The sequence below is a fragment of the Micromonospora sp. NPDC005161 genome, from assembly GCF_053599855.1.
The window spans coordinates 31,950-57,986 of sequence record NZ_JBSFYQ010000036.1 but is presented as its reverse complement, the minus strand read 5'-3'; the positions used below and the strand labels follow the sequence as shown (position 1 = coordinate 57,986).

27 protein-coding genes and 1 pseudogene are annotated in these 26,037 nt (G+C 73.4%); 19 read left to right on the top strand and 9 right to left on the bottom strand.

Annotation, left to right across the window (positions count from 1 at the left end; translation table 11 throughout):
* Nucleotides 1-32 precede the first annotated feature (32 nt).
* Nucleotides 33-1,514: a MocR-like pyridoxine biosynthesis transcription factor PdxR gene (gene pdxR, locus ACWD5O_RS28015; protein WP_450087099.1), complete on the bottom strand. Its 1,482-nt coding sequence runs from the start codon at nt 1,512-1,514 to the stop codon at nt 33-35.
* A 63-nt stretch (nt 1,515-1,577) separates the two neighbouring features.
* Between pdxR and ACWD5O_RS28010 the strand changes: the two genes are divergently transcribed.
* Complete coding sequence (locus tag ACWD5O_RS28010; RefSeq protein WP_450087098.1) at nt 1,578-2,189, top strand: LysE family translocator; 612 nt, start codon at nt 1,578-1,580, stop codon at nt 2,187-2,189.
* A 7-nt stretch (nt 2,190-2,196) separates the two neighbouring features.
* The gene (locus ACWD5O_RS28005) at nt 2,197-2,943 is read left to right on the top strand and encodes a B3/B4 domain-containing protein (protein WP_450087097.1); all 747 of its coding nucleotides are present in this window, start codon (nt 2,197-2,199) and stop codon (nt 2,941-2,943) included.
* Here ACWD5O_RS28005 and ACWD5O_RS28000 read toward each other — a convergent pair.
* Complete coding sequence (locus tag ACWD5O_RS28000; RefSeq protein WP_354966605.1) at nt 2,910-3,512, bottom strand: MBL fold metallo-hydrolase; 603 nt, start codon at nt 3,510-3,512, stop codon at nt 2,910-2,912. The genes ACWD5O_RS28005 and ACWD5O_RS28000 overlap by 34 nt on opposite strands.
* A gap of 95 nt (nt 3,513-3,607) precedes the next feature.
* On the opposite strand from ACWD5O_RS28000, the gene ACWD5O_RS27995 reads away from it, so the two are divergent.
* A complete protein-coding gene (locus ACWD5O_RS27995) occupies nt 3,608-4,036 on the top strand; it encodes an archease (protein WP_354966606.1) in 429 nt (142 codons plus the stop codon).
* A 39-nt stretch (nt 4,037-4,075) separates the two neighbouring features.
* Here ACWD5O_RS27995 and ACWD5O_RS27990 read toward each other — a convergent pair whose 3' ends face one another.
* On the bottom strand, nt 4,076-5,494 hold the full coding sequence (locus ACWD5O_RS27990) for an RtcB family protein (RefSeq protein WP_354966607.1): 1,419 nt from the start codon (nt 5,492-5,494) through the stop codon (nt 4,076-4,078).
* A 72-nt stretch (nt 5,495-5,566) separates the two neighbouring features.
* Here ACWD5O_RS27990 and ACWD5O_RS27985 point away from each other — a divergent pair, with 72 nt between their 5' ends.
* The 5 genes from ACWD5O_RS27985 (at nt 5,567) to ACWD5O_RS27965 (ending at nt 9,069) form a co-directional block, all read left to right on the top strand.
* Nucleotides 5,567-6,373: an SDR family oxidoreductase gene (locus ACWD5O_RS27985; RefSeq protein WP_450087096.1), complete on the top strand. Its 807-nt coding sequence runs from the start codon at nt 5,567-5,569 to the stop codon at nt 6,371-6,373.
* Nucleotides 6,374-6,495: 122 nt separating this feature from the next.
* Entirely contained in the window at nt 6,496-7,596 is a 1,101-nt protein-coding gene (locus tag ACWD5O_RS27980; protein WP_354966609.1) for a DUF5919 domain-containing protein, read from the top strand.
* A gap of 74 nt (nt 7,597-7,670) precedes the next feature.
* Nucleotides 7,671-8,567, top strand: coding sequence for a pentapeptide repeat-containing protein (locus tag ACWD5O_RS27975; RefSeq protein ID WP_354966610.1), 897 nt, complete (start codon nt 7,671-7,673; stop codon nt 8,565-8,567).
* Nucleotides 8,568-8,586: 19 nt separating this feature from the next.
* Nucleotides 8,587-8,793 carry a hypothetical protein gene (locus ACWD5O_RS27970; protein WP_387327891.1) on the top strand — a complete coding sequence of 69 codons (207 nt, stop codon included), beginning with the start codon at nt 8,587-8,589 and terminating at the stop codon, nt 8,791-8,793.
* A gap of 39 nt (nt 8,794-8,832) precedes the next feature.
* On the top strand, nt 8,833-9,069 hold the full coding sequence (locus ACWD5O_RS27965) for a preprotein translocase YidC (protein WP_354966612.1): 237 nt from the start codon (nt 8,833-8,835) through the stop codon (nt 9,067-9,069).
* Nucleotides 9,070-9,087: 18 nt separating this feature from the next.
* On the opposite strand, the gene rnhA is transcribed toward ACWD5O_RS27965, so the two are convergent.
* The 3 genes from rnhA to ACWD5O_RS27950 form a co-directional block, all read right to left on the bottom strand.
* Nucleotides 9,088-9,564, bottom strand: coding sequence for a ribonuclease HI (rnhA, locus tag ACWD5O_RS27960; RefSeq protein ID WP_354966613.1), 477 nt, complete (start codon nt 9,562-9,564; stop codon nt 9,088-9,090).
* A 157-nt stretch (nt 9,565-9,721) separates the two neighbouring features.
* Nucleotides 9,722-11,014 (bottom strand): lycopene cyclase family protein, encoded by a 1,293-nt coding sequence (locus ACWD5O_RS27955; protein WP_450087095.1) that lies wholly within the window; start codon nt 11,012-11,014, stop codon nt 9,722-9,724.
* A 60-nt stretch (nt 11,015-11,074) separates the two neighbouring features.
* On the bottom strand, nt 11,075-12,346 hold the full coding sequence (locus tag ACWD5O_RS27950; RefSeq protein WP_354966616.1) for an MFS transporter: 1,272 nt from the start codon (nt 12,344-12,346) through the stop codon (nt 11,075-11,077).
* Between the two features lie 345 nt (nt 12,347-12,691).
* Here ACWD5O_RS27950 and ACWD5O_RS27945 point away from each other — a divergent pair, with 345 nt between their 5' ends.
* The 6 genes from ACWD5O_RS27945 (at nt 12,692) to ACWD5O_RS27920 (ending at nt 16,890) form a co-directional block, all read left to right on the top strand.
* Nucleotides 12,692-13,177 (top strand): hypothetical protein, encoded by a 486-nt coding sequence (locus ACWD5O_RS27945; RefSeq protein WP_089021271.1) that lies wholly within the window; start codon nt 12,692-12,694, stop codon nt 13,175-13,177.
* Nucleotides 13,178-13,292: 115 nt separating this feature from the next.
* Nucleotides 13,293-13,877 (top strand): class F sortase, encoded by a 585-nt coding sequence (locus ACWD5O_RS27940; protein ID WP_450087094.1) that lies wholly within the window; start codon nt 13,293-13,295, stop codon nt 13,875-13,877.
* Nucleotides 13,878-13,983: 106 nt separating this feature from the next.
* Nucleotides 13,984-15,084, top strand: a complete 1,101-nt coding sequence (locus ACWD5O_RS27935; protein WP_450087093.1) for a magnesium and cobalt transport protein CorA — start codon at nt 13,984-13,986, stop codon at nt 15,082-15,084.
* Between the two features lie 38 nt (nt 15,085-15,122).
* Nucleotides 15,123-15,890: an SGNH/GDSL hydrolase family protein gene (locus ACWD5O_RS27930; protein WP_450087117.1), complete on the top strand. Its 768-nt coding sequence runs from the start codon at nt 15,123-15,125 to the stop codon at nt 15,888-15,890.
* Nucleotides 15,891-15,937: 47 nt separating this feature from the next.
* A complete protein-coding gene (locus ACWD5O_RS27925; protein ID WP_387327877.1) occupies nt 15,938-16,357 on the top strand; it encodes a YchJ family protein in 420 nt (139 codons plus the stop codon).
* A 146-nt stretch (nt 16,358-16,503) separates the two neighbouring features.
* Nucleotides 16,504-16,890: a VOC family protein gene (locus tag ACWD5O_RS27920; RefSeq protein WP_387327874.1), complete on the top strand. Its 387-nt coding sequence runs from the start codon at nt 16,504-16,506 to the stop codon at nt 16,888-16,890.
* A 60-nt stretch (nt 16,891-16,950) separates the two neighbouring features.
* On the opposite strand, the gene ACWD5O_RS27915 is transcribed toward ACWD5O_RS27920, so the two are convergent.
* The 3 genes and pseudogenes from ACWD5O_RS27915 to ACWD5O_RS27905 form a co-directional block, all read right to left on the bottom strand.
* The gene (locus ACWD5O_RS27915) at nt 16,951-18,246 is read right to left on the bottom strand and encodes an MFS transporter (protein ID WP_450087092.1); all 1,296 of its coding nucleotides are present in this window, start codon (nt 18,244-18,246) and stop codon (nt 16,951-16,953) included.
* A gap of 208 nt (nt 18,247-18,454) precedes the next feature.
* On the bottom strand, nt 18,455-19,390 hold the full coding sequence (locus ACWD5O_RS27910) for a membrane protein (protein WP_450087091.1): 936 nt from the start codon (nt 19,388-19,390) through the stop codon (nt 18,455-18,457).
* Nucleotides 19,391-19,435: 45 nt separating this feature from the next.
* Nucleotides 19,436-20,349 (bottom strand): annotated as a pseudogene (locus tag ACWD5O_RS27905) (SPFH domain-containing protein).
* Nucleotides 20,350-20,640: 291 nt separating this feature from the next.
* On the opposite strand from ACWD5O_RS27905, the gene ACWD5O_RS27900 reads away from it, so the two are divergent.
* The 5 genes from ACWD5O_RS27900 (at nt 20,641) to ACWD5O_RS27880 (ending at nt 26,032) form a co-directional block, all read left to right on the top strand.
* Entirely contained in the window at nt 20,641-21,234 is a 594-nt protein-coding gene (locus ACWD5O_RS27900; RefSeq protein ID WP_450087090.1) for a hypothetical protein, read from the top strand.
* Nucleotides 21,235-21,317: 83 nt separating this feature from the next.
* The gene (locus ACWD5O_RS27895) at nt 21,318-22,439 is read left to right on the top strand and encodes a sensor histidine kinase (protein ID WP_450087089.1); all 1,122 of its coding nucleotides are present in this window, start codon (nt 21,318-21,320) and stop codon (nt 22,437-22,439) included.
* Between the two features lie 53 nt (nt 22,440-22,492).
* Nucleotides 22,493-23,110, top strand: coding sequence for a response regulator (locus ACWD5O_RS27890; RefSeq protein ID WP_450087116.1), 618 nt, complete (start codon nt 22,493-22,495; stop codon nt 23,108-23,110).
* A 155-nt stretch (nt 23,111-23,265) separates the two neighbouring features.
* Entirely contained in the window at nt 23,266-24,396 is a 1,131-nt protein-coding gene (locus tag ACWD5O_RS27885) for a peptidoglycan recognition protein family protein (protein WP_450087088.1), read from the top strand.
* Nucleotides 24,397-24,625: 229 nt separating this feature from the next.
* Nucleotides 24,626-26,032 (top strand): RNA-guided endonuclease TnpB family protein, encoded by a 1,407-nt coding sequence (locus ACWD5O_RS27880; RefSeq protein WP_450087087.1) that lies wholly within the window; start codon nt 24,626-24,628, stop codon nt 26,030-26,032.
* Nucleotides 26,033-26,037 lie beyond the last annotated feature (5 nt).

Sequence of the window (26,037 nt, the reverse complement as noted above, 5' to 3'; positions counted from 1 at the left end):
GTCCGAGGACACCGCTGTGTCCGCCTCGCCCATCACTGCTTCTGGAGCTGCCGGAGGACGGACGCGATCGTCGCGACGCCCTCCTCGATGTCCGACGCGGTGTTCGCGGCGTAGCCGAGCACCAGACCTGGCCGGTGCGGCCGCTGGCAGTGCCAGGACAGCGGTTGCACCTTCACACCGCGGGCCAGTGTCGCCGCCGCCAGCTCGGTGTCGGCCAGCCCGGTGTCGAGTGTGATCGTCAGGTGCAGGCCGGCCGCCGCGCCGTGCACGGTCGCGCCGGGCAGGTGCCGGGTCAGCGCGGCGATCATCGCGTCGCGGCGACGGATGTGTCGGCGGCGCAGCAGCCGCAGCTGTCGCTCCAGCGCGCCGGAGGTCATCAGCTCCGCCAGCACCAGTTGCGGCAGCACCGCGTTGCCCAGGTCGGCGTTGCGCTTGGCGGCCACCACCGCCTCCCGGTGGCGGGGCGGCACGAGCAGCCAGCCGACCCGTAGCGCCGGGGCGAGCAGTTTGGACACGCTGCCGGCGTAGCAGACCTGCTCGGGTAGCAGGCCGCGCAGCGCCGGCACCGGGGGCCGGTCGTAGCGGTGCTCGGCGTCGTAGTCGTCCTCGATGATCAGACCGCCGGACCGGGCCCAGTCGAGGAGCTGACGGCGGCGGTCGCCGTCGAGCACCACTCCGGTCGGGAACTGGTGCGCGGGTGTGAGCATCACCGCGGCCACGCCGCTGGCGGCCAACTCGTCGACGCGCAGCCCGGCGCCGTCCACCGCGATCGGCGGGGTGTGGATCCCCCAGTTGTTCAGGTGCTGGCGTACGCCCAACGACCCGGGGTCCTCGACCGCGATCCGGTCGATGCCGAGCGCCTGGGCGAGCAGCCCGAGCGCCTGGGACACGCCCGCCACGATGATCACCTCGCCGGGGTCGACGGCGATGCCCCGGCTGCGGGCGAGCCAGGCGGCCACGGCCCGGCGCAGCGCGGCCGCGCCGCACGGGTCGCCGTAGCCCAGGTCGGCCGCGGCGAGATCGCGCAGCACGACACGTTCGGCGCGCAGCCAGTCCGCGCGGGGAAAGGCGGCCAGATCGGGTACGCCGGGCGTCAGGTCGATCGTGGCGCTCGCCGCGCGTACCGCGTCGAAGATGTCGCTGCCCGGGGCGGGCGGGAAGAGCGCGTCCGGCGCCGGCGCGGCGGCCGGGGCGGGCGCCGACGTGGCGGGCGCGGCCGGGGCGGCGACGACCACCGTCCCGGCACGGCCTCGACCGGTGACGTGCCCCTCCTCGGTGAGCCGCTGGTACGCCTCGGTGACCACGCCCCGGGAGACGCCGAGGTCGGCGGCGAGCACCCGGGTGGCGGGGAGCCGCCCGCCGACCGGCACCCGCCCGTCGGCGATGGCCTGGCGCAGCCGGCCGGCCAGCCAGTCGGCCCGCCCACCGGGCGGAGCGTCGGTGATGGTCAGGTGCAGGAAGTCCGACCCGGCCGTTATGGACCTCTCGGATGCTCTCGGTTTGGCCCTGCTCACCGGACCATCATGGCAGCAGAGTGGGAGTTCAGACAGCCCCGCCGAGCCCACCGGAGGACGACCGTGACGATCCCGTTCCTGATCACCACGCTGATCGTGGTGATCACTCCGGGCACCGGGGTGTTCTTCACCCTCTCCGCCGGGCTGTCCCGGGGCGCCCGGGCCGGCGTGCTGGCCGCCTTCGCCTGCACGCTGGGGGTGGTGCCGCACCTGCTGGCGGCGATGACCGGTCTCGCCGCGCTGCTGCAGGCGAGCGCGGCGGCGTTCGAGGTGGTCCGGTACCTCGGCGTCGGGTACCTGCTCTACCTGGCCTGGTCGACCGTGCGGGACCGCAGCGCCTTCGCGGCGACTCCCGGTACGCCACCCCGCTCGGCGGCCCGGGTGATCGTCTCCGGGGTGCTGGTCAACCTGCTCAACCCGAAGCCGACGCTGTTCTTCGTCGCGTTCCTGCCGCAGTTCGTGGACACCACCGCGCCAGGCTCGACACGGTCGATGCTCGCGTGCGGGGCCGTGTTCATGCTGCTCACCTTCGTGGTGTTCAGCGGCTACGGCATTTTCGCGGCCCGGCTGCGCGACCGGGTGCTCACCCGGCCGAGGGTCACCGACTGGTTGCGCCGGTCGGTCGCCGGCACGTTCGTCGCGCTCGGCGTGACGCTCGCTCTCACCGAACGATAGGAGTCCCGTGCAGTTCCAGCATTCCGCGCCGCTCCGCGCCGCGTACCCGGACCTGGTGGCCGGGGTGGTCCTGGCCACCGGCATCACCCCCACGGCGGATGTGGCACAGCGGACCGCCGCGTACACCGCCGTCGCCCGTGAACGGTTCGCCGGCGGCGCCGAGAGCAGATTCCCGGAGATCCAGGCGTGGCGGCGGGCGTACGCCGCGATGGGGCTGCGCCCCACCCGGTACCGGTGCGCGGCGGAGGCGCTGCTGCGCCGGTTGCGGCTGGACGGCGACCTGCCCCGGCTGCACCCCCTGGTCGACCTCTGCAACGCCGTCTCGACCGCGTACGCGATCCCGGTCGCGGTGCTCGACCTGGACCGGGTCGACGGCGATCTGGTGGTCCGCCCCGCCCACGGCGACGAGGAGTACCTGAGCTTCGCCGGCGAGACCGAGCACCCCGACCCGGGCGAGGTGACCTTCGTGGACGCCGCCGGTCGGGCGCACGCCCGGCGCTGGACGAACCGGCAGAGCGGCTGGTCGGCCGTGCGGGAGGGCACCTCGTCGGTGCTGATCGTCGCCGAGGCGTTGCACCCCGACGCCGAGGCGGACGTGACCCGGTTGGTCGCCGCACTGGTGGCGGAACTGACCGAGGGGTGGTCGGCACCGACGGGTGCCTCCGTGCTCACCGGCGCCGCACCCCGGTTCGACACGACGGCCGCCGGTAAAGCGGCAGGTCAGGCGGTGTCGCCGGGGACGAGGTGGCGGTAGCCGGGGATCGTCTCGGCGAACCAGCCGGCGACGCTGGCCAGGCCGCGCTCGTTGAGCTGCGCGTCGTGGATCGGGTACGCCCGTTCGGCGCCCACCTCCCGGGCGAACCGGATCGCCTCGTCGAGGCGCAGCCAGGACCCCTGCGCCGGAACCAGCAGCGTGCGGACCGGCTCGTCCGGCACGTGCACCGAGTCGCCCGGGTGGTAGAGCCCGTCGCCGATCAGGTAGCCGAGGTTGGGACAGTCCGGTTGACCGTCGTGGATGGCGGCGTGCCGGCCGCCGTGGGCGGTGACCGGAATGCCGGCCGCGGTGAAGCGTTGCCCGGCGTGGACCCGGGTGACCGGCAGCGGGGCGAGGTCGGGCAGTTGTGCGCCCTCCGGGGCGTAGACCGGGACGCCCAGGCCGGCCAGCCGCAGCACGTCCACGTGGTCGGTGTGCTCGTGGGTGACCAGGACGGCGTCCGCGCCGACCAGGGCGCGCGGTTCGCTCCACGTGCCGGGGTCGACGACCAACACGCCGCCGTCGTGCTCGATCCGGACGCAGGAGTGGGTGAACCGGGTGATCCGCATCCGAGGACGGTACGCCGCCGGCCGGTAGGTCACGGTCCCATGGGACCGGGGCGGATCTGGGGCGGACGTGTCGACGGGCCGGCATGATCGGAGGCATGCAGCGCTCGACGCAGCGGGGGCACCGGAGCGTCCCGCACACCGCCGACGTACGGATCGAGGCGTGGGCGCCGGACCGGGAGGGGTGCCTGGCCGAGGCGGTCGCCGCGCTGGTCGAGACGTTCGCGGACATCAGCGGCGCCCGGGCGGAGGCGGACACCGAGTTCGAGCTGCCGCCCGGTGACGATGAGGACCTGCTGGTCGGCCTGCTGGACGAGGTGATCTTCCGGCTGGACACCGAGGGCACCCTGCCGCTGGACTGCGACGTGCGGTCGACCGGGGCCGGTGGCCTGCTGGCCCGCTGGCGGTCGACCAGCACCGACGCGGTGGAGCTGGTCGGCGCGGTGCCGAAGGCGGTGTCGCTGCACGCGCTGCGCGTCGGCCCGGACGACGCCGGCTGGTCGTGCGCGGTGACCCTGGACGTGTGAGCGTCGGCGGGCGCGCAGCCGCGGGTCAGCCCGGCCCGGTCAGCCCTTGACCACGCCGAGCGGCGTGAGCCGGGCGACAAGCCGGCACAGGCCCGCGCCCCGGGCCGCTTCCACCACCGCCGACACGTCCTTGTACGCCTCCGGCATCTCCTCGGCCAGCCCCTTCCAGGACGCGCCGCGTACGGCCACGCCCCGCGCCGCCAGGTCGCGCCGCACGTCCTGGCCCCGGGCGGCGCGGGTGGCCTCGCCACGGCTGCGGGTACGGCCGGCGCCGTGACAGGTGGACGCGAAGGCCGGGTTGCCGGCGACGCCGGTGAGCACGTACGACGAGGTGCCCATCGAGCCGGGAATCAGCACCGGCTGTCCCGCGTCGCGCAGGTCGGCAGGGAGGTCCGGGTGGCCGGGCGGCAGCGCGCGGGTGGCGCCCTTGCGGTGCACGCAGAGCTGCCGGGTGCCGCCGTCCCGCTCGTGATCCTCGATCTTGGCGAGGTTGTGCGACACGTCGTAGACCAGGTCCAGGTCGGTCCCGGCGACCCGGCTGAAGACCCGGCGGGCCGCCTCGGTGAGCAGTTGCCGGTTGGCCCGCGCGTAGTTCGCCGCGGCGGCCATCGCGCCCAGGTAGGCCCGTCCCTCCGGCGAATCGACCGGCGCGCAGGCCAGCTGCCGGTCCGGCACCTCGATGCCGTGCCGGGGCATCACCCCCTCCATGATCCGTACGTAGTCGGTGCAGATCTGGTGGCCCAGCCCGCGCGAGCCACAGTGGATCATCACGCAGACCTGCCCCTGGCGCAGCCCGAACGCCGCGGCGACCGGCTCGTCGTACACCTCCTCGACGGCCTGCACCTCAAGGAAGTGGTTGCCGGAGCCGAGGCTGCCGACCTGGCCCTGCCCGCGCTGCACGGCCCGCTCGCCGACCTGCGCCGGATCGGCGTCGGTCACCGCGCCGCCGTCCTCACAGCGGGCCAGGTCCCGGGGCACCCCGTGCCCCTGCTCGACGGCGTACCGGGAGCCACCGCGCAGGACCGCGTCCAGCTCGGCGCGGTCCGCGAGCTGCCAGACCGAGCCCCGGCCCATGCCACGCGGGATGGCCGGGTCCAGACCGTTCATCAGCGCGTCGATGATCCGGGGTAGCTCCGCCCGGTCCAGCTCGGCGGTGAGCAGCCGGACCCCGCAGGAGATGTCGAAACCCACCCCGCCGGGCGAGACCACACCGCCCGCGGCGACGTCGGTGGCCGCGACGCCACCGATCGGGAAGCCGTAACCCCAGTGCACGTCCGGCATGGCGTACGACGCGTCGACAATGCCAGGCAGGGTGGCCACGTTCGCCACCTGGTCCAGCGACCGGTCGGCACCGACGTCGGGCAGCAGCTCCGGCATGGCGAACACGACCCCGGGCACCCGCATCGGCGCCTCGCGGTCGATCCGGAACCGGTACGGCGACTCCTGGACCAGCTCCATGCCCGGACGGCTACCCGCCACGCGCACTCGTACACCCGGTTGGCGCCCGTCCGGTCCGGGTAGTGCGGGAGCATGCCCCAGCGGTACGAGAACTACCCGAGAATCGCGGTCGTCACCGGCGCGGACTCCGGCGTCGGCAAGGCCTGCGCGGTCGCCCTGGCCGAGGCCGGCTTCGAGATCGGTATCACCTGGTACGGCGACCCCGACGGCGCCGAGCGGACCGCCACCGAGGTCCGGGCCATCGGGCGGCGCTGCGAGGTCGCCGAGGTCGACCTGACCCGGCTGCCGGAGGCGGCGGCGGTCGTGGACGAGCTGGCCGACCGGCTGGGCGGCATCGGGGTTCTGGTCAACAACGCGGGCACCGGCGCCTCGACCCCGTTCGTCGACACCTCCTGGGAACAGTGGCGGGAGGTGCTGTCGGTCGACCTGGAGGCGCCCTTCCTGTGCGGGCAGCGCGCCGCCCGGCGGATGCGGGCCGCCGGGAACGGCGGGCGGATCATCAACATCACCAGCGTGCACGAGCACGCGCCCCGGGTCGGCTCTGCCGCGTACTGTGCCGCGAAGGGTGGGCTGGGGCTGTTGACCGGGGTGATGGCACAGGAGTTGGCCGCCGATGGAATCACCGTCAACGCGGTCGCCCCGGGTGAGATCGCCACGCCGATGACCGGTCAGGAGGACGTCGACCCGTTCACCCAGGAGCGGCCCGGCGTACCGGTGGGGCGGCCGGGCGACGCCCGGGAGGTCGCCGCAGTGGTCGCACTGCTCGCTTCCCCCGCCGCCAGCTACGTCACCGGGGCGTCCTGGCCGGTCGACGGGGGCATGCTGCTGATGGGCCCGCAGGCCAACAGCCTGACGTCGAACGACTGGCGCTCGGTCTGACCCCCAGCGGAAAACACCGCCGGTCGCGAACGGGACAGCGAGCGGCAAACCGGGCACGTATCCTTCCCCCTTCCGGTGATCAGCGGCGGCGGTGAAGCCGGTCGACGACGGAGGGGGACCGGATGCCCGAGTGGGCTGGTCGGGGCGGCCGGCAACGACGCGCCTTCGTCGTCGGTGGGGCGCTGCTCGGGATCGCCGCCCTGATGCTGCTGGCCGCCTGGCGCAGCACCGGCTTCCTCAGCGACCTCCTGCTCAACCTGGGCGCCAGCGTGGTGCTCGCGGCCATCTCGTATGTCATCTTCGATCCGCTGTTCGAGGAGGCCCGCAAGGCGCGGGTACAGGAGCACCTGAGCTTCGACCAGCAGGCTTTCGTGGCGCGGCTGCACCGCGCCGGCCGCCGGGTACGGATCCTCGACACCTGGACCATCCTGCTGGAGCAGCGGCACCGGGAGGAGACCTTGGCGGCGGTACGCGCGGCGCTGGCCAACGGCTCCCAGGTGCAGCTGCTCCTGCTCGACCCGGACTGCACCGCCGCCCAGCAGCGCTCCGAGGAACTGGAGCGGCAGCGGGTAAACGTGCCGCGGCAGATCCGCACCAACCTGCGCCACCTGGCCGCCTTCTCGGACGCCCTCGAGCCCCGGCTGCGGCACCGGTTACAGGTCCGGCTCTACGACGCCTCCCCGTCGATCCAGCTCTACCAGTGGGACGGTCGCGCGCTGATCTCGTTCTTCCCGATCGGGAAGCTGTCGTTCAACGTGCCCCAGCTCGAGGTGGACATGGACAGCCCGTGGGGCGGCTTCGTGCACGCCCGGTTCGAGGAGCTGTGGGAGCACGAGCAGGCGACCTTGGATTTGGAGCGGTACTGGTCGGTGACGGTCACTCTGCGCCACGACGACTCGGACGTGGTCGAGGTGCAGGTGCCCTACGTGACGGTGGACGGGCAGCACTACGTCGACTGCCACGCGTTCCGGCTGGCCCGGCCGCTGACCGTGCGGGCCGCGCTGCCGCCACGGGCACCCGGGGCGGCGCCGGAGGTGTTCACCCTGGCCGAGCCAGCCGACGGAGACCGTACGCCGGTCGCCACCGTGGTCCGGCAGTTCGACCAGAAGTACGGGCCCGGCAACGGGGAGCGGGCGATCCGCCGGTTGGCGCCGCAGCAGCCGGCCGGTCCGCGCACCCCCGCGCCCCGCTCCGCGGCGACCGGTGACACGCACGGACGGTGACCCCACCCGGCCGGTCGGGACGGCGCGCGGGACAATGGTGGCTGCCGTGCCCGATCGCCAGGAGGACCGTCCGCGTGTCGCCCAGCCCCGCTCCCCCGCCCGGGCCGACGCAGCTGCGCGCCGACTGTGGGCGCTGCTTCGGGCTGTGCTGCGTGGTGCCCGCCTTCGCCGCCTCGGCGGATTTCGCCGTCGACAAGCCGGCCGGTCAACCCTGCGCCAACCTGCGTCCCGACCACCGCTGCGGCATCCACACCGAGCTGCGGGAGCGCGGGTTTCCCGGCTGCACGGTGTTCGACTGCTTCGGCGCCGGCCAGCAGGTCGCCCAGGTGACCTTCGGTGGGCGGGACTGGCGGGACGCGCCGCAGATGCTGCCGGAGATGGCTGCGGCGTTCACCGTGCTGCGTCCGCTGCACGAGCTGCTCTGGTACCTGACCGAGGCGTTGGCGCTGCGCCCGCCGGCCGAGCTGCGCGTCGAGCTGGAGCGCGCCCGCGCCGAGATGTCGGCGCTCATCGGGGGCGAGCCGGCGCAGCTGCGCGCGGTGGATGTGGCCGCGCACCGAGACCGGGTCAACCCGTTGCTCTCGCGGGCCGGGGAAGCGGCCCGATCCCGGGGCGGCGCCCCAGGCCTCGACCGCCGTGGCGCGCAGCTGCTGGGGGCGGATCTGCGCGGAATGGACCTGCGCCGGGCCAACCTGCGCGGGGCGTTGCTGATCGGCGCCGACCTGCGCGGTGTCGACCTGGGCCTGGCCGACGTCACGGGCGCCGACCTGCGCGGCGCCGACCTACGCGGCGCGGACCTGCGGGCCACCCTCTTCCTGCACCAGGCCCAGCTGGACGCCGCTCGCGGTGACGCGCGCACCGGGCTGCCGGCGACGCTCACCCGGCCGGCGCACTGGACGGCGCTGTCGCTGACGCCGGTCCGCCGACCGCACCAGGCCGCGGCGCCCGCCCGCCGCGGCCGGCGCCGATAGGCGACGCCAGCCCGATCGGGTGCGCGTCGCGGTCAGCCTCCGGTCAACTCGCGGAAGCCAGCGTGGACCGGGCACTGCGGGCAGCGGCGCGCTGGCGCTGGCCCTGGTCGTGGCGGTCAGCCGCCGCGGGACGCTGCGGCTGCCGTCCGCCCCGCCGCCGGCCGAGACGATCACACCGGCGGTCAGCGCCAGCGGGCGAGGTTTCGTCGGCGACGACGCCGGGTAGCCACCGCCGACGCGGAACGGCACCGACGGGGGGCACGGCGTGGGTTTCCGAAAGCGCGACGGTGAGCTGCCGAGCGACCCGCAGCACAGCGAGGACGAGGCCGGCCAGGCCCGGTTGGTGCAGGTCGAGGCGGACACCGAGGTCCCGCCGCCGGACGGCACCGACGTACGGCCGGACATCGTGACCGAGGACGACAACTCGGGTGTCGCCGGGGGCTCCTCCGGCAGCAGCGGCGGTGGGTCCAGCATGCCCGGGCACCCGGACGCGACCCGCTGACGCGGGCTCAGCGCGGAGTCAGCGGCTGGCCAGCGCGGCCGCCCGCGCCTCGGTCATGCCCTTGTTGGCCAGCCCGTCGGCCCGCTCGTTCTCCGGGTGACCGTTGTGCCCCTTGACCCACAGCCAGGTGACCTGGTGCCGCTCGCAGGCGGCCTCCAGCCGCTGCCACAGGTCGGCGTTCTTCACCGGCTGCTTCGCGGCGGTCAGCCAGCCGTTGCGCTTCCAGGACGCCAGCCAGCTGGTGATGCCGTTGCGCACGTACGTGCTGTCGGTGTGCAGCTCGACGGTTACCGGCCGGTTCAGGCTCTCCAAAGCCTGGATGGCCGCCATCAGCTCCATCCGGTTGTTGGTGGTCGGACTGGCCTCGCCGCCGCACAGCTCCCGCTCGTGGTCGCCGTAGCGCAGCAGGGCGCCCCAGCCGCCCGGTCCGGGGTTTCCGCTGCACGCCCCGTCGGTCCAGATCTGCACACCTCTGCCGGCCGCCGCGTCCACCATGGCGAGCAACCTACCGGGCTGCGACGCCGCGACCCGCGCTCGGGTGGCCGCCACGCCGGGTGTCGCCGGTCGAAAATCCCGCGCGTCGCCCCGGCCCGGTCTGCCAGAGTCGATCACCATGGGCGGGAACTGGGACGCCGAGCGCTGATCCGCCCGGTCAGCGGGGCGGCGCGCCGGGCTCCGAGCCGGCGCCATCCGGCCCGGCATCGCCGGCTCCGCCGGCGGGCGGGACGCCCACCACGGCCGCCGGGATGGCCGGGGCGGGTCGGGTCGGGCGCAGCCGGTCGCGGACGCGGTTCGCCGCGTCACCGGCGGTGGCCGCGATCATCGGCAGCAGCCGGGTGGAGTTCATCACGGCGACCTCCTCGGCGGGGGTGGTCACGCCGTCGAGGAAGCGCAGCACCCGCTCGGCGGGGTTGCGGTCGAAGAGCCGGTCGAAGAAGTCCGGGCCACCGACCCCGCCCCGGTCCAGCGCGCGCAGGGCGACCGCGTCCATCCAGCGGTGCCGGCGCGGGTACGCCGGCGCGGGCACCGGCGGCCGTCTGGCGGCGAGGGCACGGGCCACCTGGTCGGCCTGGCGGTACATGGCGGAGAACGTGAAGCCGGTGGAGGGGCGGGTCGCGCCGCCGGCCGTGCCGAGGCGGACCACCCGGGGCGAGGGCCGGGCCGGGAACGGCGCGTCGGTCATCGGGATCACCCCGTTCTCCACCTCACGCACCCGCAGCCCGGCCGGATCGAACCCGAGCAGGTCCCGGTAGCCGACCAGCGCCGTGTCGTACCCGGAATCGGTGAGCAGGGCCGGCGAGAACTCGGTGTACTCGACCAGGGCGTAGCGGTCGCTCACCGGGAGCACGTACCCGAACGAGACGCCCCGGGTTGGCTGCGGGGTGCGGAAGTCCATCAGCACCGCCCGCGCCGGGTCGAACACCGGCCGGTCGGCTTCGAGCCACCACCCCCGGAAGTGCTGCAACCAGGTGGTGCGCCCGGGTCGGGCCGGTGGGCGGGGACGGGAGTCGAGCACCCAGCCGGCCCGTACGGTGGGCCCGCCGCCGGTGCGCACCACCACCCGGGTGCCGTCGTCGACGACCGTCCCGGCGGGCGCGACGATCCGGGTGGCGCCGAGGCGGCGCTCGGCCTCGGCAGCCCGGTCGTAGACCGGGCCGGAGCGGAGCATGGCGTACCGCAGCGGGGCCAGGTCGAGCACCCGACGCCGCGCCGGCGTGACCACGTCGACCTGCTGCCAGCTCGCGCTGAGCAGCGGGTCCAGGTCATCGTCCGGGTGGCCCCAGAACGCCCAGGTGCGGTCCTGGCCGCGCCGGCGCACCGGGTCGACGACCGCGATCCGCAGGTCGCGGACGCCGTGCCGGTCCAGCGCGGCGAGCAGCAGCGACGCGGCGCCGCCGCCGCCGAGCAGCGCGAGGTCGACGTCCAGCGGCGCGGATCCGGTCACCCGCCCCACGCTGCCACACCGCTCTGCCCCACCACCCGCCGCCACCGACGCGGCGCGTCCTCAGCCCACCCGGGCGGGATCGGGTACGGCCGGGGGCGGGTCGGCGTAGGCGCGGGCCACCGTCGCGCGGGTGAAGACCCGCCAGGTGGCGGCGGAGACGCCGATCGCCACCGCCAGGCCGACCCAGTAGGGCGCGGTGATGCCGAACCGGGCGGCGAGCAGACCACCGAGCAGGGCGCCCACGCAGTTGCCACCCGCCGCCACGAAGAGCGTGGTGCTGGCCACCCGGCCCTGCAACTCCGGCGGGGTGAGCCGTTGGCGCAGCGAGTTCGCCACGATGTTCCACAGTGCGCTGTGTACGCCGAAGGCGAAGAGCGCGAACCCGACCACGACCGTGCTGCGGGAGGCCGCCAGCGCCAGGTGCAGCCCCGCCTCGATCAGCAGGCCGATCCGGATCGTCCAGGTGGCGCCGGACCAGGCGATGAGCCGATCGCCGAGGAGCGCGCCGAGCACCCCGCCGAAGGCCATGCAGGTGAACAGCAGCCCGTAGCCGACGGACCCGAGCCGCAGTCGCTCGTCGGCGAGCAGCACCAGCACCGCCAGCGCGGCGGTCAGGGTCACGTTGAGCAGGCCGATCAGCACGGCCATCGTCCGGAGCAGCCGCTGATGGGCCAGCCAGCGCAGCCCTTCGACGATCTCCCCCCGCATCGAGCGGGTACGGCGTGCGCTCACGTCGGTGGCGGCGGCCCGGAAATCGCCTCCGATGAGCGCCACCAGCACCGCGCTGAGGGCGTACGTGACGGCGTTGACCAGGAACGGGCTGCTCGCCGCGAGCACGAACAGGAGACCGCCCAGCGGTCCGGCGAGCATGCCGTGCATGAGGGTGGTGCCGCCGCCGAGCCAGCCGTTGGCCCGCTCCAGGCGGTGCCGGGGCACCACGCTCGGCAGCACGGCCTGGCCGGCCGCACGGAACACGATCTCACCGGTGTTGACGACGAACAGCACCACGTACAGCAGCGCCACGCCGGCTGTCCCGGTCATGATCGCCGCGGCCAGCACGGCCAGCGCTACCACTCGCACCAGGTCGATGACGATCATCAGGCGGCGCCGGTCCATCCGGTCCACCAGCACCCCGCCGGGCAGCGCGAAGAGCAACCAGGGCAGCCAGGCCACGGCGGACGCCGCAGCCACCACGAGCGGGTCGGTCGTCCGCGAGGCGACGAAGAGCGGCGCGGCGACGGTGGCCAGGCCGCTGCCCAGGGCGGAGAGGGTGCTGGCCGCCCACAGCCGGGCGAACCGCGTGCCGAGTCCGGCGTCCCTGTCCCTTGCCACGGGCACGGAACCTACCAGCGAGCCGGCCCCGGCGGAGCGGGCCGGCTGAGCCGCCGACCGGGTGGTGCATTACCGCCGTCGCCGGCAATACCTCGCCATCGGCCCACCCGTGACAGCCCGGCCGGACGGACATCGACCGGATCAGCGGTGCCGGTCCGGCCGTGCGGGCCTTTCCGCAGCTCTCCCCGCCTTCGGGTGGACACGTGACGGCAACGAGGATTTCTCATTTTCACCGGATCGAGGTCCCAACGCACCTAGTGTTGGTCACACCGGTGCTAGTCACGGAGTTGGCCACCCGAACGACGTCCCACGCAGTCAGCGGACGAAAAGTGAGGGAAGACGCGTATGAAGGTCTCAACAGCACTCTGTTCGGCAGCGCTCGGCGTGGGCCTCGGCACGCTCCTGCTGCCGGGCGCCGCACTGGCCGACACCACCGTGTCACCAGCCACCACGCCGGTCGGTGGGACCGTCGTGCTCACCGCGACGACCTGCAACCCGAAATCGGGCGACGCCATCTTCCGCGTCACCGGCCCCAACCGCGACCAGAACGTCCGGTCCACCACCGCCGCGGCCGGCGGCGGACTCAGCGCCGAACTCTTCACCGCCGGGTTCACCCTCGGTACGTACACCGTGGCGGCCACCTGCGGCGACGGCAGCTCGGCCGGCAGCGCCACGTTCACCGTGACCCCGATCGGCGGCGCGCCCGCCGGATCCGGCGGCGGCAACCGCGACAACGGTGCCCTCGCCGCCGGCGGCACGCTGCTCGGCACCGCCCTCGCCGGCGCGGTGATCCTGTTCCGCCGGCGCCGTCCGGTGTCCGCCGTCGCCTGATCGGCGACCCGCTCCATCCCTGAGGACGGGTGCCCGCACCGGTGTCACCGGCGCGGGCACCCCGACGATCCCGTACGGAGGTCGGCACGTGTGGAGACGGCGGACCCTACCGGCCGTGGTCGCCCTGCTCGCCGTGAGCGGGCTGGGGCTGATCACCGTCGGCGTCACCGCCGACCCGCCGCGGCCGCCCCGGCCGCCGGCCGACGCGCCGACCCGCACCCACGCCGCACCGGACCTGGCGCCGCTGCCCCGCGCCGCGCCCGTCCGGGTGCAGATCCCGGCCATCGGCGTACGCGCCGAGGTCGTCCCCGTCGGCGCGGACGCCGCCGGGGTGCTGGAGGTGCCGCCACTGGACCGGCCCGCCCTCGCCGGCTGGTACCGGCACGGGGTCAGCCCGGGTGAGACCGGCAACGCCGTCCTGGTGGGACACGTCGACTCCCCGGCCGGGCCGGCGGTCTTCTTCGATCTCGGCCGCCTACGCGCCGGCCAGGAGATCCAGATCACCCGCGCCGACGCGCGCGTCACGACGTACACCGTGGACAGTGTGCGGTCGTACCCCAAGGAGCACTTCCCCACCACGCTGGTCTACGGTCCGGCGGACATCGCCGGGCTGCGCCTGATCACCTGCGGCGGCCGGTTCGACACCGGGACCGGCAACTACGTGGACAACATCGTCGTCTTCGCCACCCGCACGGCCTGAGCCCGGCCGCCCGGCTGTCGGGAGCCGGACCCCGCTCGGCAGAATGCGGTGGCACCGTCCCCTGCGAGCATCGTGGAGCGGTGCGCCGGCGACGGGGAGGCACGCGGTGGATCAGCATTCCGTACGAGACCGGGCCGGCCGAGGCGTACGCGCCCTGACCCATCGGCTCCTCGGTCGGGTCGAGGACCGGTCGCCCGCTCCGCGCCGGTCCAACCCGGACGCCGTGGTCGACTGCGCCGTCTACGCCAACGGCCGGCGCGAGCCCGGCCGCCCGCACTACGCCGACGCCTACGCCCGGCGCGGCCGCGACGCCTTCGTCTGGCTGGGGCTGCACGAGCCCGGGCCGGCGGTGCTCGCCGCGGTGGGCCGGACCTTCGGGCTCGACGAGCTGACCGTCGAGCAGGCGCTCGCCGACGGGCACCGGCCCACCGTGCAGCGCCACGGGCCGGTCACCCTGTTGGTGCTGCGCACCGCCGGGTACGTGGAGCACGACGAGCTGACCGACACCTCCGAGGTGATCGACACCGGGGACGTGATGGTGCTGCTGGGGGACCGGTTCGCCCTCACGGTGCGGCACGGGGCCGCCGGGGCGCTGCGCAGCGTCCGTGCCGACATCGAGCGCCGGCCGGCGCTGCTGGCCGCGGGACCGTGGGCGGTGGCGTACGCGGTCTGCGCTCGGATGGTCGACTCCTACCTGGAGGTGGCCGGGCACGTGGAGCGGGACCTGGAACGCGTCGAGGAGTCGGTGTTCGCCCGTGACCGCTCCGCCAACATCCAGCACATCTACCAGCTCAAGCGGGAGGTGGTGGAGTTCAAGCGGGCGGTGCTGCCGTTGCAGGCACCCCTGCGTTCGCTGCTCGACCCGGGCCCGGACGGGCCGCCGCGCGCCCTGCACCGCTGGTTCGTCGACGTGGACGGCCGGTTGGGCCGGGCGGTGGACCGGGTGGCCGCGTACGACGACCTGCTCACCTCGATCGTCCAGTCCCGGCTGGCGCAGCTCGCCGTGGAGCAGAACAACGACATGCGCAAGATCGCCGCGTGGGCGGCCATCGCGGCCACCCAGACCGGCATCGCCGGCGTGTACGGCATGAACTTCGACCACATGCCGGAGCTGGCCTGGCGCTACGGCTACGCGGGCGCGCTCGCCCTGATGGCGGTGGCCGCCCTCGCCCTGTACCGGCTGTTCCGGCGCTCGGGCTGGCTGTGAACTCCCCGTCCACCGCCGTCGGCTAACCTCGCGCGGTGATGTGGCAGCGGTACGTGGCGATCGGCGACAGCACCACCGAGGGGCTCGACGACCCGGACGGCGCTGGCGGCTACCGGGGCTGGGCCGACCGGTTCGCCCTGGCGGTGGCCCGCGCCCAGGGCGGCCTTGAGTACGCGAACCTGGCGATCCGTGGCCGGACCACCGCGCGGATCCGCGCCGAGCAGCTCCAGCCCGCCCTCGATCTGGCCCCCGACCTGGCCACCGTGGTCGCCGGCATGAACGACGTGCTGCGCCCCTCGTTCGACGCCGACAAGGTCGCTGAGGATGTCGCGGCGATGCAGCGGGCGCTGGTCGGGCAGGGTGCCACCGTGCTGACGTTCACGATGCCGGACCCGGCGCCGGTGATGCCGCTGGCCCGGCCGCTGCGGGGTCGGATGCTGGCCCTCAACGAGGCGCTGCGGGCCGCCACCGCGCGGACCGGCGCCACCCTGCTCGACCTGGGCGCCCACCCGGTCTCCTCCGATCCCCGGCTGTGGAGCGACGACCGGCTGCACGCCAACAGCGCCGGGCATGAACGGATCGCCGCCGCGCTGGCGTACACGGTGGGTCTGCCCGGGTTCGACGACTCCTGGACGCGGCCGTTGCCGCCGCCGCCACGGCGTCGGCGGGGCGAGGTGTTCGGCGCGGAGCTGGCGTGGAGCCGACGGCACCTGCTGCCCTGGCTGGCCCGGCACCTGCGCGGCCGGTCCTCGGGCGACGACCGGGTCGCGAAGCGGCCGGTGCCGCTGCCGGTGTCGCTGGACTGACGACGGGCGGTGCCCGGGGCCGGCAGGTGGTGCGGCAGGATGGCGACGTGGGCAAGGGTGCGGGGCGCCGGCGGGCGGACGCGACGACGGGACGGGCCTGCCCGTGCGGCTCCGGTCAGGCGTACGCCGACTGCTGCGCGCCGCTACACCGGGGTGTGGCGCAGGCGCCGACCGCCGAGGCGTTGATGCGCTCCCGGTTCAGCGCCTTCGCCGTCGGCGACAGCGGCTACCTGCTGCGGAGCTGGCACTCCTCGACCCGCCCGGAGCGGCTGGAGCTGGACCCGGGGCAGCGGTGGACCCGGCTGGAGGTCGTCGAGACCGAGCGGGGCGGCCTGCTCGACACCGCCGGCACGGTGACCTTCCACGCCCACCACCGGGCGGCGGGGCGCCCGGGCACGCTGACCGAACGCAGCCGGTTCGTCCGCGAGGACGGCCGGTGGGTCTACCTCGCCGGCGAACAGTCCTGACGACCGCCCGGACGGCCGGTTCGGTCGTAGGATGATGGTGGCCCTGGTTCTGCGCCGCACCTCACCGTACGAGCAGGTCCGCGCGGTGTACGGGGCCCGGTCAGCGACGTGGCGGCGGCTCCGCTGGAGTCGGACGGAGACCACGGATGACCATGACCTTCATCAATCTGCCGGTGCGTGACCTGACCACCGCCGCCGAGTTCTATCGGTCGCTCGGCTTCACCAGCGAGCAGGCCGAGCTGGATGGGGACAGCCAGGCGTTCACCATCTCCGACGGCACCCGGCTGATGCTGCACCTCCGCTCGGCCTTCGAGGAGTACACGGGGCTCACCGTGACGGACACGGAGAGCAGCCGTGAGGTCATCGTGGGGGTGACGACCGAGAGTCGGGAGCAGGTCGACGAGCTGGTCGACCGGGCGGCGGTGGCAGGCGGGGAGTCGCTCGGGCCGGGGACCACCAATGGCGGGCGGTACATGCGCGGCTTTCGGGACCTCGACGGCCACCAGTGGTCGTTCCTGCACATGCAGGGTTGAACCCGGGTCCGACGGCGATCGGCGCGACCGCCGCCGGGCTCGTGCCGCACGTCGCCCCGGTCACTCCGGGCCGGGTGCGCCGACCGCCGCGACGCCGCCGCGCGCGCCCACGCTGGCCGCGCGACGCCGGCGGTGGGCCACCAGCACCAGCGCCACGATGAGGTACGGCCCGGCCGCCACCGCGAACGCCACCGCGTTGCCCGCCGCCGTGGCGACGAGGCCATAGCCGACGTAGGTCACGATGACCAGCACGTCGGTGGCCATCCCGGCCAGCGAGGTGACGGTGGCGCGGCTGTTCCCGGTGATCCGCGCCTGGAGCCGCGCGTCGGCCAACACGGTGGCCAGTTGCGCGGCCCCGAACGCCACCGCGAGCAGCACGAACCCGGCCGGGTGCGCGATGAGCGCTCCCCCGGCCAGCGCACCGGCGACGACGACCAGCAGTGCGGCGTAGCCGAGCGCGCCCAGCCGCTCCCCCGCCGGAGCGAGCAGTCCGCCGGTGGTCACCCCGGCCCAGAGCAGCAGGAGCAGCAGCGGCACGACCTGCGCCCCGACGCCGGTGTCCAGGGCCAGCAACGGGGTGTACTCGTCGAGGGCGCCCCAGTCGGCGGCCACCACCGCGACCAGCAGCACGGCGGCCCGCACCGGCGGATGCGTACGGACCTGTGTCACCCCCGCCCGCAGCGTGTCCCACCAACTCGGATCGCTGTCGTGCACACCCGACGGCGATTCCGGGTCGGCCTCCCCGGCCACGGCGGGCGCGGTCGGTGGTGTGCGGTGCTCCGGGAAGCGGCCGGCGACGGCGGCGGCGAGCAGACAGGCGAGCACGCTGCCCACACCGACCGCCGGGTAGCCGCCGACGGCGAGCACCGGGCCGGCGAGCACCCCGGAGACCAGCACGCCCAGCACACCCGCCGTCCGGGCACGACCGAGCACCCGGGGATACCGGCCGACCGCGCCGAGCCGGTCCAGTTCGGTCCAGACCAGCGCCTCCAGGGCGCCGGAGACCAGCGCGCCACCGGCGCCCCAGAGCAGGAACCCGACCGCGAACGCCGGGTACGACGGGACCAGGACCCAGAGGGCGTACGCGGCGGCGGTGACCAGCGGAGCGAGGCGCAGCAGCAGCCGGCGGGACACCGTGTCGGCCCAGGCGCCGGAGGGCACCTCGAACAGGATGCCGGCGGCCGACCAGATGACGAAGAGCGAGGAGATCTGCCCCACCGACAGCCCGGTGTCGGCGAAGAGCAGCGCGTACACCGGGTAGAGCAGGACGAGGTCGCTGAGGAACGCGTACCCGTAGAGGGTGGTCGTCAGCCGGCGGACCGGCGGGTCGGGCACGCGTGCGGCGATGCGGGTCATGAGGCCTTCCCGTGGGAGTGGAGACGGACACCGGACGTGCGGTGCCCGTGGTGGCCCACGGGATCGGCCTACAGCGTTGGATCAATGTCGCCAGGTCATGTCGGAGATGCTAGACCCGCCTCGCGGCGCCGGCCAGCGCTTTCGGCACGCCGGACGACGCGAGGCGGGGCGGGACCTCGCGGACCCCGCCCCGCCGTCCGGTACCGCTTCAGCGACGGTTCGGGTCGACCGGCGGAATGACCGTGGTCGCCTCGCTGTCGTCGCTGGCGCGCTGGTCGGGCACCACGCGATCGGCGCCGGCGCTCACCACCTGGGTGGCCTCCGGGTCGGCTGCGGGACGCACCACCTGGGTGGCGTCCGGGTCGACCGGGCGGGCGACCACCTGGGTGGCCTCAGGGTCGGTGCTGGGGGTCGCCTGCCGGGCCAGTTCGGCCTCGGCGTCCCGGCGGCCGGCCCGGTAGGCGCAGGCGTGCGTGGCGATCAGCTGCGACTCCTGCTCCGCGCGGCTCAGCCACGTCTCCCAGCGGCTCTGCATGGGACGGATCAGGCCGCCACCGACCCCGACGACGAGGATGCCGCCGACGGTGGCCAGCACGGCGATCAGCACGGGAGTGGTGACCGCGGTGGCCACGCCGACCTGGTTCAGCGCGGCGATGACACCGAGGCCGAGGATGGACACCGAGGCGATGCCGGCCAGCACCCGACCGTACGACAACCCGCCGAGCGCGCCACTGATGATGTCCTTGACGGCGTTGGCGATGGCGGCGGCGACCACGACGATGACGATCGCGACGAAGGCGCGGGGCAACCAGGACACCACCGCGGCGATCAGGTCGGAGATCGGGTTCGGGCCCCAGATGCCGAAAGCGAGCTGAAGGGTGAGCAGCAGCACCGCGTAGTAGACGAGCTTCGCCACGATGTCGCTGGCGTCGTACCGGGAGCGGCTCAGTGCCCGGCGGACGCCGCCGCGCTCGACGGCGCGGTCGAAGCCCACCCGTTCCAGCACCTTCTCGACGATCTTCAGCACGGCCTTGGCGATCAGCCATCCCGCCACCAGGATCGCCAGGAAGGCGACGGCCTTGGGCAGGAAGAGCATCACCGAGCGGAGGGCGTCGCCCACCGCGTCGCTGACGTTGTCACTCATCGGGTTTTCCTCCACGCGGGGCAGCCGGGACGGTCGGCCCCCGACCTACCCCCGCCGACGCGCGCGGAAACGCCGGCCGCTCAGCGCTGCGGCGTCCCGGGGTGGTCGTCGCCCTCCTCGGCGGCGGCGGCAACCCCCTCCGTCACCGGCCCCAGATCCGGCGTCGCGGGTGTCACCGGCTGGCCCGGCCCCGCTGCGTGTGGTGCCATCTGGTCGAAGAAGCGCAGCAGCTCGACCGGGAACGGCATGACCAGGGTGCTGTTCTTCTCGGCCGCCACGTCCACCACGGTCTGCAACAGGCGTAGCTGGTACGCACCGGGTGTGGCCTCCATCGCCCGGGACGCGTCGGCCAGGCGCCGCGACGCCTGGAACTCGCCGTCCGCGGCGATCACCCGGGCCCGGCGTTCCCGTTCCGCCTCGGCCTGCCGGGACATCGACCGTTTCATCCCTTCGGGCAGCGAGACGTCCTTGACCTCCACCCGCTCGATGAGCAGCCCCCACGGCTTCTCCGTGGGCGCGTCGATGACGGACTTCAGCTCGGCGTTGACCCGCTCCCGGTCGCCCAGCACGGTGTCCAGGTCGGCCCGGCCGATCACCGAACGCAGCGCGGTCTGCGCGACCTGGAGCACCGCCGAGGGATAGTCGTGCACGTTCACCAGCGCCTTCACCGGGTCCACCACCCGGTAGTAGACGACCGCGTCGACGGTGAGCGTGACGTTGTCCCGGGTTATCGCGCCCTGTGCCGGTACGCCGATCACGGTGGTCTGCAGGCTGACCCGCACGATCCGGTCGGCGATCGGGACGATCAGTTGCAGGCCCGGCTGACGGACCCGTTCCAGCACCCGACCGAACCGGAACACGATGCCGCGTTGGTACTGCTGCACCTGACGGAGGCTGAGTGCCAACGCCAGCAGCACGACCACGACGACGATGACCAGGCCAACGACGGCGGCTCCCATGACATCCCGCTCCCTGGAGGCGCCCACCTCCCGGAGCGCCGGGTACCCGTTCCGCTCCCCGCCATGCGGCCCCGATCGCAACACGCGGCGAGCGGGATCGTGGGTGAAGTGCTCGCGAACGCGTGCCGCGCGGAGCGCTGCGTCTCGCCCGCGCGGGGGAGGCGCTCATGCGTGCGAGGGAGGTGCCGGGTGCGGGCAAGATCGCCCGGCGGAGCGATCCCATCGGGGCGGCGAAACGGCAGGCTCGATCGCGTCGAACACACGGCGCAAACACCCCGAGGAGACACCACAATGAAGTTCCCCCGCCCTGCTTTCATCGCCGCGCCGGTCCTGGTCATGGGCTACGGGATCATCCGTCTCGTCGACGGCCTGGACGGCTTTCGTGGTCCCGGCCCGGCCTGGACCATCGGGCACCTCGCATTCATCGGCGCGCTCATCGCGTTCATCTCCGCGTTCTGGCAGATGCGTCGCATGGCTGGTGGCCGGGTCCTGGCGACGGTGAGCGCCACGGCCGGCACCCTCGGCGCGCTGGCGCTGATCACCCAGTTCTCGATCGACATCGCAGCCGGCTTTCTGGCCACCGACAACTACGGCATGAGCATGATCGTCCACCAGGTACGCACTCTGCCGGGTGTCTCGCAGCTGGCCTACGACTTCGGGCCCTACGCCTTCTACCTCGGCCAGCTCGTGCTGGTCGTCCTGCTCGCCGTGCAGCGCCGGGTCAAGCTGTGGACGCCGGGCCTGGTGCTGGCCGACCTCGCTACGCCGTTCATCGACAAGGACCTGATTCCGCTGGGCGCGGTCCTGTTGCTGGTCTCCTTCCTCCCGCTGGCCCGCGGCACCACCGCCGCCACCCCGGCGAACCCGGTGCCCGCTCTCGCCTGAGCGGAGAGTCCGGAGCCGATCCCCCCGGCCGCGGGGGGATCGGTTGCACCTGGGGAGGGGCAGGGGTTATGCATACTGTCGCGATGTCGCTCGCCCGCTTCGTACGCACCACTAATCCGTACGTGGTGGATGCGGCGATCACCGTGTTCGTCCTCGTCGCGGTGTCACTGCCGTTCGTGCTTCCCCGGCCGGGTGGCACACCGGGGCTGCTGGCGTACCTGCTCACCGCGGGTACGGCGATCCCGCTGATCTGGCGCAGACGGGTGCCGTTCACCGTGTTGGTGGTGGTCGCGCTGGCCACGATCGCGGGCAAGGCGGTGGACGCGCCAGGGCAGCCCCTCGCGTACGGCGGGTTGGTCGCGCTCTACACGGTCGCCGCAATCGGCGGTCGCCGGCAGCGCTGGGGCGCACTCGCCGCGACCTTCCCCGGTGTGGCGGCAGGAGTGGCGTTCAACACGAACCGCGTGAGCGAGTACTTCTACACGTTCCTGGTCTTCTTCACCGCGTACGTCCTGGGTCGGCTCAGCCACGCCCGCCAGGAGCGCGCGACCGCCCTGGAGGACCGGGCACTTCGGGCCGAGCGCGAGCGCGAGTTCGAGGCCGATCGGGCCGCCGCGCGCGAGCGGGCCCGAATCGCCCGGGAGATGCACGACGTGCTGTCCCACGCGGTGAGCCTCATGATCGTGCAGGCCGAGGCCGGGCCGGTTGCGGTGCGCACGGCCCCGCACCGGGCCGAGGCCGCGTTCGACGCGATCACCGCCGCCGGCCGCGACGCCATGGTGCAGCTGCGCGGCATGCTCGGCCTGCTGCGCTCGGAGGCCGGACCCCGCGGCCCGCAGCCCACCCTGGCCCAGCTGCCGCCACTGATCGACGGTGTCCCGGTGGCCAGCCTGCGGGTGACCGGCGAGCCGCGCCCGGTGTCGGCCGACGTGGAGCTGGCCGCGTACCGCATCGTGCAGGAGGCCCTGACCAATGCCGTCAAGCACGCGGCGGCCAGCAGGGTCGACGTACACCTCGGCTGGTCGCCCGAAGCCCTCACGATCACCGTGACCGACGACGGTGCCGGAACCGGCGGCCCGGGCGGCGGACACGGCCTCATCGGCATCCGGGAACGCGCGACCGCCTGCGGCGGTACGGCGAGAATCGGGCCGGACGCAGGTGGACGTGGGTTCACCGTCGGGGTTCGGCTACCGTTCCCGGCGTGACGATTCGGGTGGTGATCGCGGACGACCAGGAGCTTGTGCGCAGCGGGTTCGCCATGATCCTTGACGCCCAGCCGGACATTACCGTCGTCGCCGAAGCCGGTGACGGCGAGGCGGCCGTGACCGCCGTTCAGGAGTACCGGCCGGATGTGGCACTCCTGGACATCCGAATGCCGACGATGGACGGTATCGAGGCCGCCCGTCGCATCTGCGCGGACACCGGCAGCCGAGTGATCATGCTGACCACATTCGACCAGGACGATTACATCTACGAAGCGCTCTATGCCGGTGCCAGCGGCTTCCTGCTCAAGGACGTGCGCCGCGACGACCTCGTCCACGCCGTCCGGGTCGTGGCCTCCGGCGATTCGCTGCTGGCCCCCTCGGTGACTCGGCAGATCATCGCCGACATCACCGCCCGCCACCGGCCCGGTGCGACCCGGCTGGCCGACGCGCCCGACGCCTGCCTCAACGTGCTCACCACCCGCGAACGGGAGACCCTGCACCTGCTGGGCCGAGGCCTGTCCAACGCGACGATCGCCCAGACCCTGGTGGTGAGCGAGCACACCGTGAAGACCCACGTCAGCAATGTGCTGACCAAGCTCGGCCTGCGCGACCGTGCCCAGGCGGTGATCTGCGCCTATGAGACCGGCCTGATCACCGCCGGCGAGAACTGAGCCGGACCGGTGTGCGCATCACGAGTGGGTTGGTCCGAGCGATGACGTGGGGTGGTGAACCTCTAGCGCGCGGGCGAGTTTTGGCAATATCCTCCGGAGAACGTGCGGCCATTGGAGCTACTTTTCATTCACCGCCGGCCGCAGGAGGAGACAACATGCACGTCGACCCTTCCGAAGTGGACCGCCGGACGCTGCTGCGGGCCGGTCTCGGCGCGGCCACGGTCGCCGTGGTCGGGAGCGAACTCGCCTTCCCGGGCGCCGCGCAGGCCGCCCCCGGCGCCGACCTGGACTGGATCATCAGCTGCGACGAGTGGGCGGCTCGCCCGCCGAAGGACCCGCTGTCGGTCAGCGCCATCGCCACCAACAAGATCATCGTGCACCACATGGCGTTCCCGAACGTCACCGACTACTCCCAGGAGCAGGCGGTCAAGCTGGCCCACGACTGCCAGGACCTGCACATGGACGGCAACGGCTGGTCCGACACCGGCCAGCACTTCACTGTGAGCCGGGGCGGCTACGTGCTGGAGGGTCGGCGGGGCAGCCTGGAGCGCCTCGAAGCCGGCGACCGGCAGATGATCTCGGCGCACTGCCCGGGCGAGAACGGCCGGGCCATCGGGATCGAGAACGAGGGCACCTACGTCACCGAGACGCCGCCGAAGGCGCTGACCGACTCGCTGGTCAAGCTCTGCGTCGCCGTCTGCCGGCAGTACGGGCTGCACGCGCACGACATCTTCGGCCACTGGGACTTCCGCACCACGCAGTGCCCCGGCGCCGCCTTCTACCGCGAGTTCCCGGAGCTGCGCCGGCGGGTGTTCGCCGCCCTCGGCACCGATCTGGCCGACGTTCCGGCGCGCCGCTGGCCCGACCTGTGGCGCTTCGTCAACTCCCCGTCGGTCCGGGTGGTGCAGTACCTGCTCGCCTTCCGCGGCTACCCGGTGACCGTCAGCGGCACCTTCGATGCCGCGACCGTGACCGCCGTGCAGGACTGGCAGGCCCGCAACGGCATCCCGGTGGACGTGGACGCCACGCTCACCACGCCGACCTGGGAGACCCTCGCGCCCGAACTGGACCAGCACGCCAGCGGCCTGCCGGTGACCGCGGTGCAGGAGATGCTCTTCACCAAGGGGTACGCCGTCACCGTCACCGGCGCGTACGACCACGCGACCCGGGACGCCGTGAAGGACCTGCAGGCGCTGCACGGGCTGCCGCGCAACGGCAAGCTCAGCACGAGCACGTGGTGCACGATCGTCGGCGGAAATGTCCGCCAGTCGTTCCGGCACCGCTGATCCTCTGGGGCACCGGCGGCGGCGCGGGCGCGAACCCGTGCCGCCGCCGGGCCCGGCACCAGCGGAAACGCGGCGCGCCTCGTTGTTCGCCCTCCACCGGTCTGCGACGATGACGGCGACCAGGACCAAGGAGCCGTGAATCTATCGTGCACACCTTCTTAGGCCGCCTGCACGGTCTGCGTCGCTATCAAGAGCAGCTCAAGGCGGCGGACTTGGCCGAGGCGTCGTTGTGAAGGCGACCCGGATCGCCTACTCGCATCGGCTGAATGCGGGGAAGTACTGCGCGCTGGTCGAGCAGGCGCGGCGGTTGGGCCAAGTGCGCTGCGAGGTGTGGCAACGCTACGGGTCGGCGGGCGGGGCTGGGCTGACCGACCGGGAGGTTCGCGACCGATGGTTGTCGGAGGCCATCCACCACCGGTTCGGGGTGTTGGCGAACGCGTGGAAGGAAACCGTTCGCGACGCAATGGCCGACATCGCCGCGACCCGAGAGTCGGCAAAGACGCAGGTGCGCCGAGCCATTCGGCGCCGCACCAGCGATCAGGCAGAGCAGAAGCGGCTGTTCAGCCTACTCAAGGCCGACCGGTGGGTCGACGATCCGTACCTGTCGCGGCAGATCCGCTCACACCGGCGGCGCGGGCACAACCACACCCACAACCAGATCGTGGTGCGCGCCGACCAGCACCACACCCGACCCGACAGCGATAGGCGGCTGTGGCTGGCCGTGCCCGGCCTCGTGCGACGCCAGATGGTCCGCATCCCACTGAACACCACCGTCGCTCCGACGGGCACGCTGCGGCTGATCCTGCGCGGCGACCGCGTGGAGATCCACTACCAAATCGACGCCGCCACCATGAAACCCTCACAGCGTCCGTGTGGCACGGCGACGCTGGGGGTGGACAAGGGTTACACCGAGGCGCTGACCGATTCCGATGGCAACCACCACGGCGATCGCCTCGGTCAGTTGTTGACCGCCGAGTCTGATCGGATCAAGGAACGCAACCGCCGCCGGGCGAAACTGCGTTCGATCGCCAACACCGCCGCCCGGCGCGGCGACCAGGCGAAGGCCGACCGGATCACCACGAACAACCTCGGCACGATCAAGCGAAACCGGCAGGCCGCACGCCACCGCGGGCGGGTACGCACGGAGATCTTCACCGCCGTGCATCAGGTAGTGGACAAGGCCGCCGTCGTGGTCGCCGAAGACCTGACCAAGACGTTCACCGGGCGCAAGCAACTCGGCAGGAACACCAACCGGCGTCTCGCCGCGTGGACCAAGGGGGTCACCGCGCAGGCGCTGAAGAATGTGTCGGAGCGCAGAGGTTCTGCGCTCGTGCACGTCAACGCCGCCTACACCTCACAAGTCTGTCACCGCTGCGGCTGCTTTGGCCGCCGCACCGGGGATCGGCTTCACTGCACCCTGTGCGGGGTGGTGTGGCAGGCCGACGTGAACGCCGCGGTCAACGTCCTGCGACGACATGGTGACCCCGACATCACCCTGCACACCCCGCATCGCGCGGTGAGGCAGATCGTGCAGGCACGGGCCGATCGCCACCGGAGCAGACTGCCGCTCCCGGACTCCAGCCCGGTACACCGGGCGGAGAGCGAACCATCCGACGTGCTCAGCAACGAGCACTAACAAGG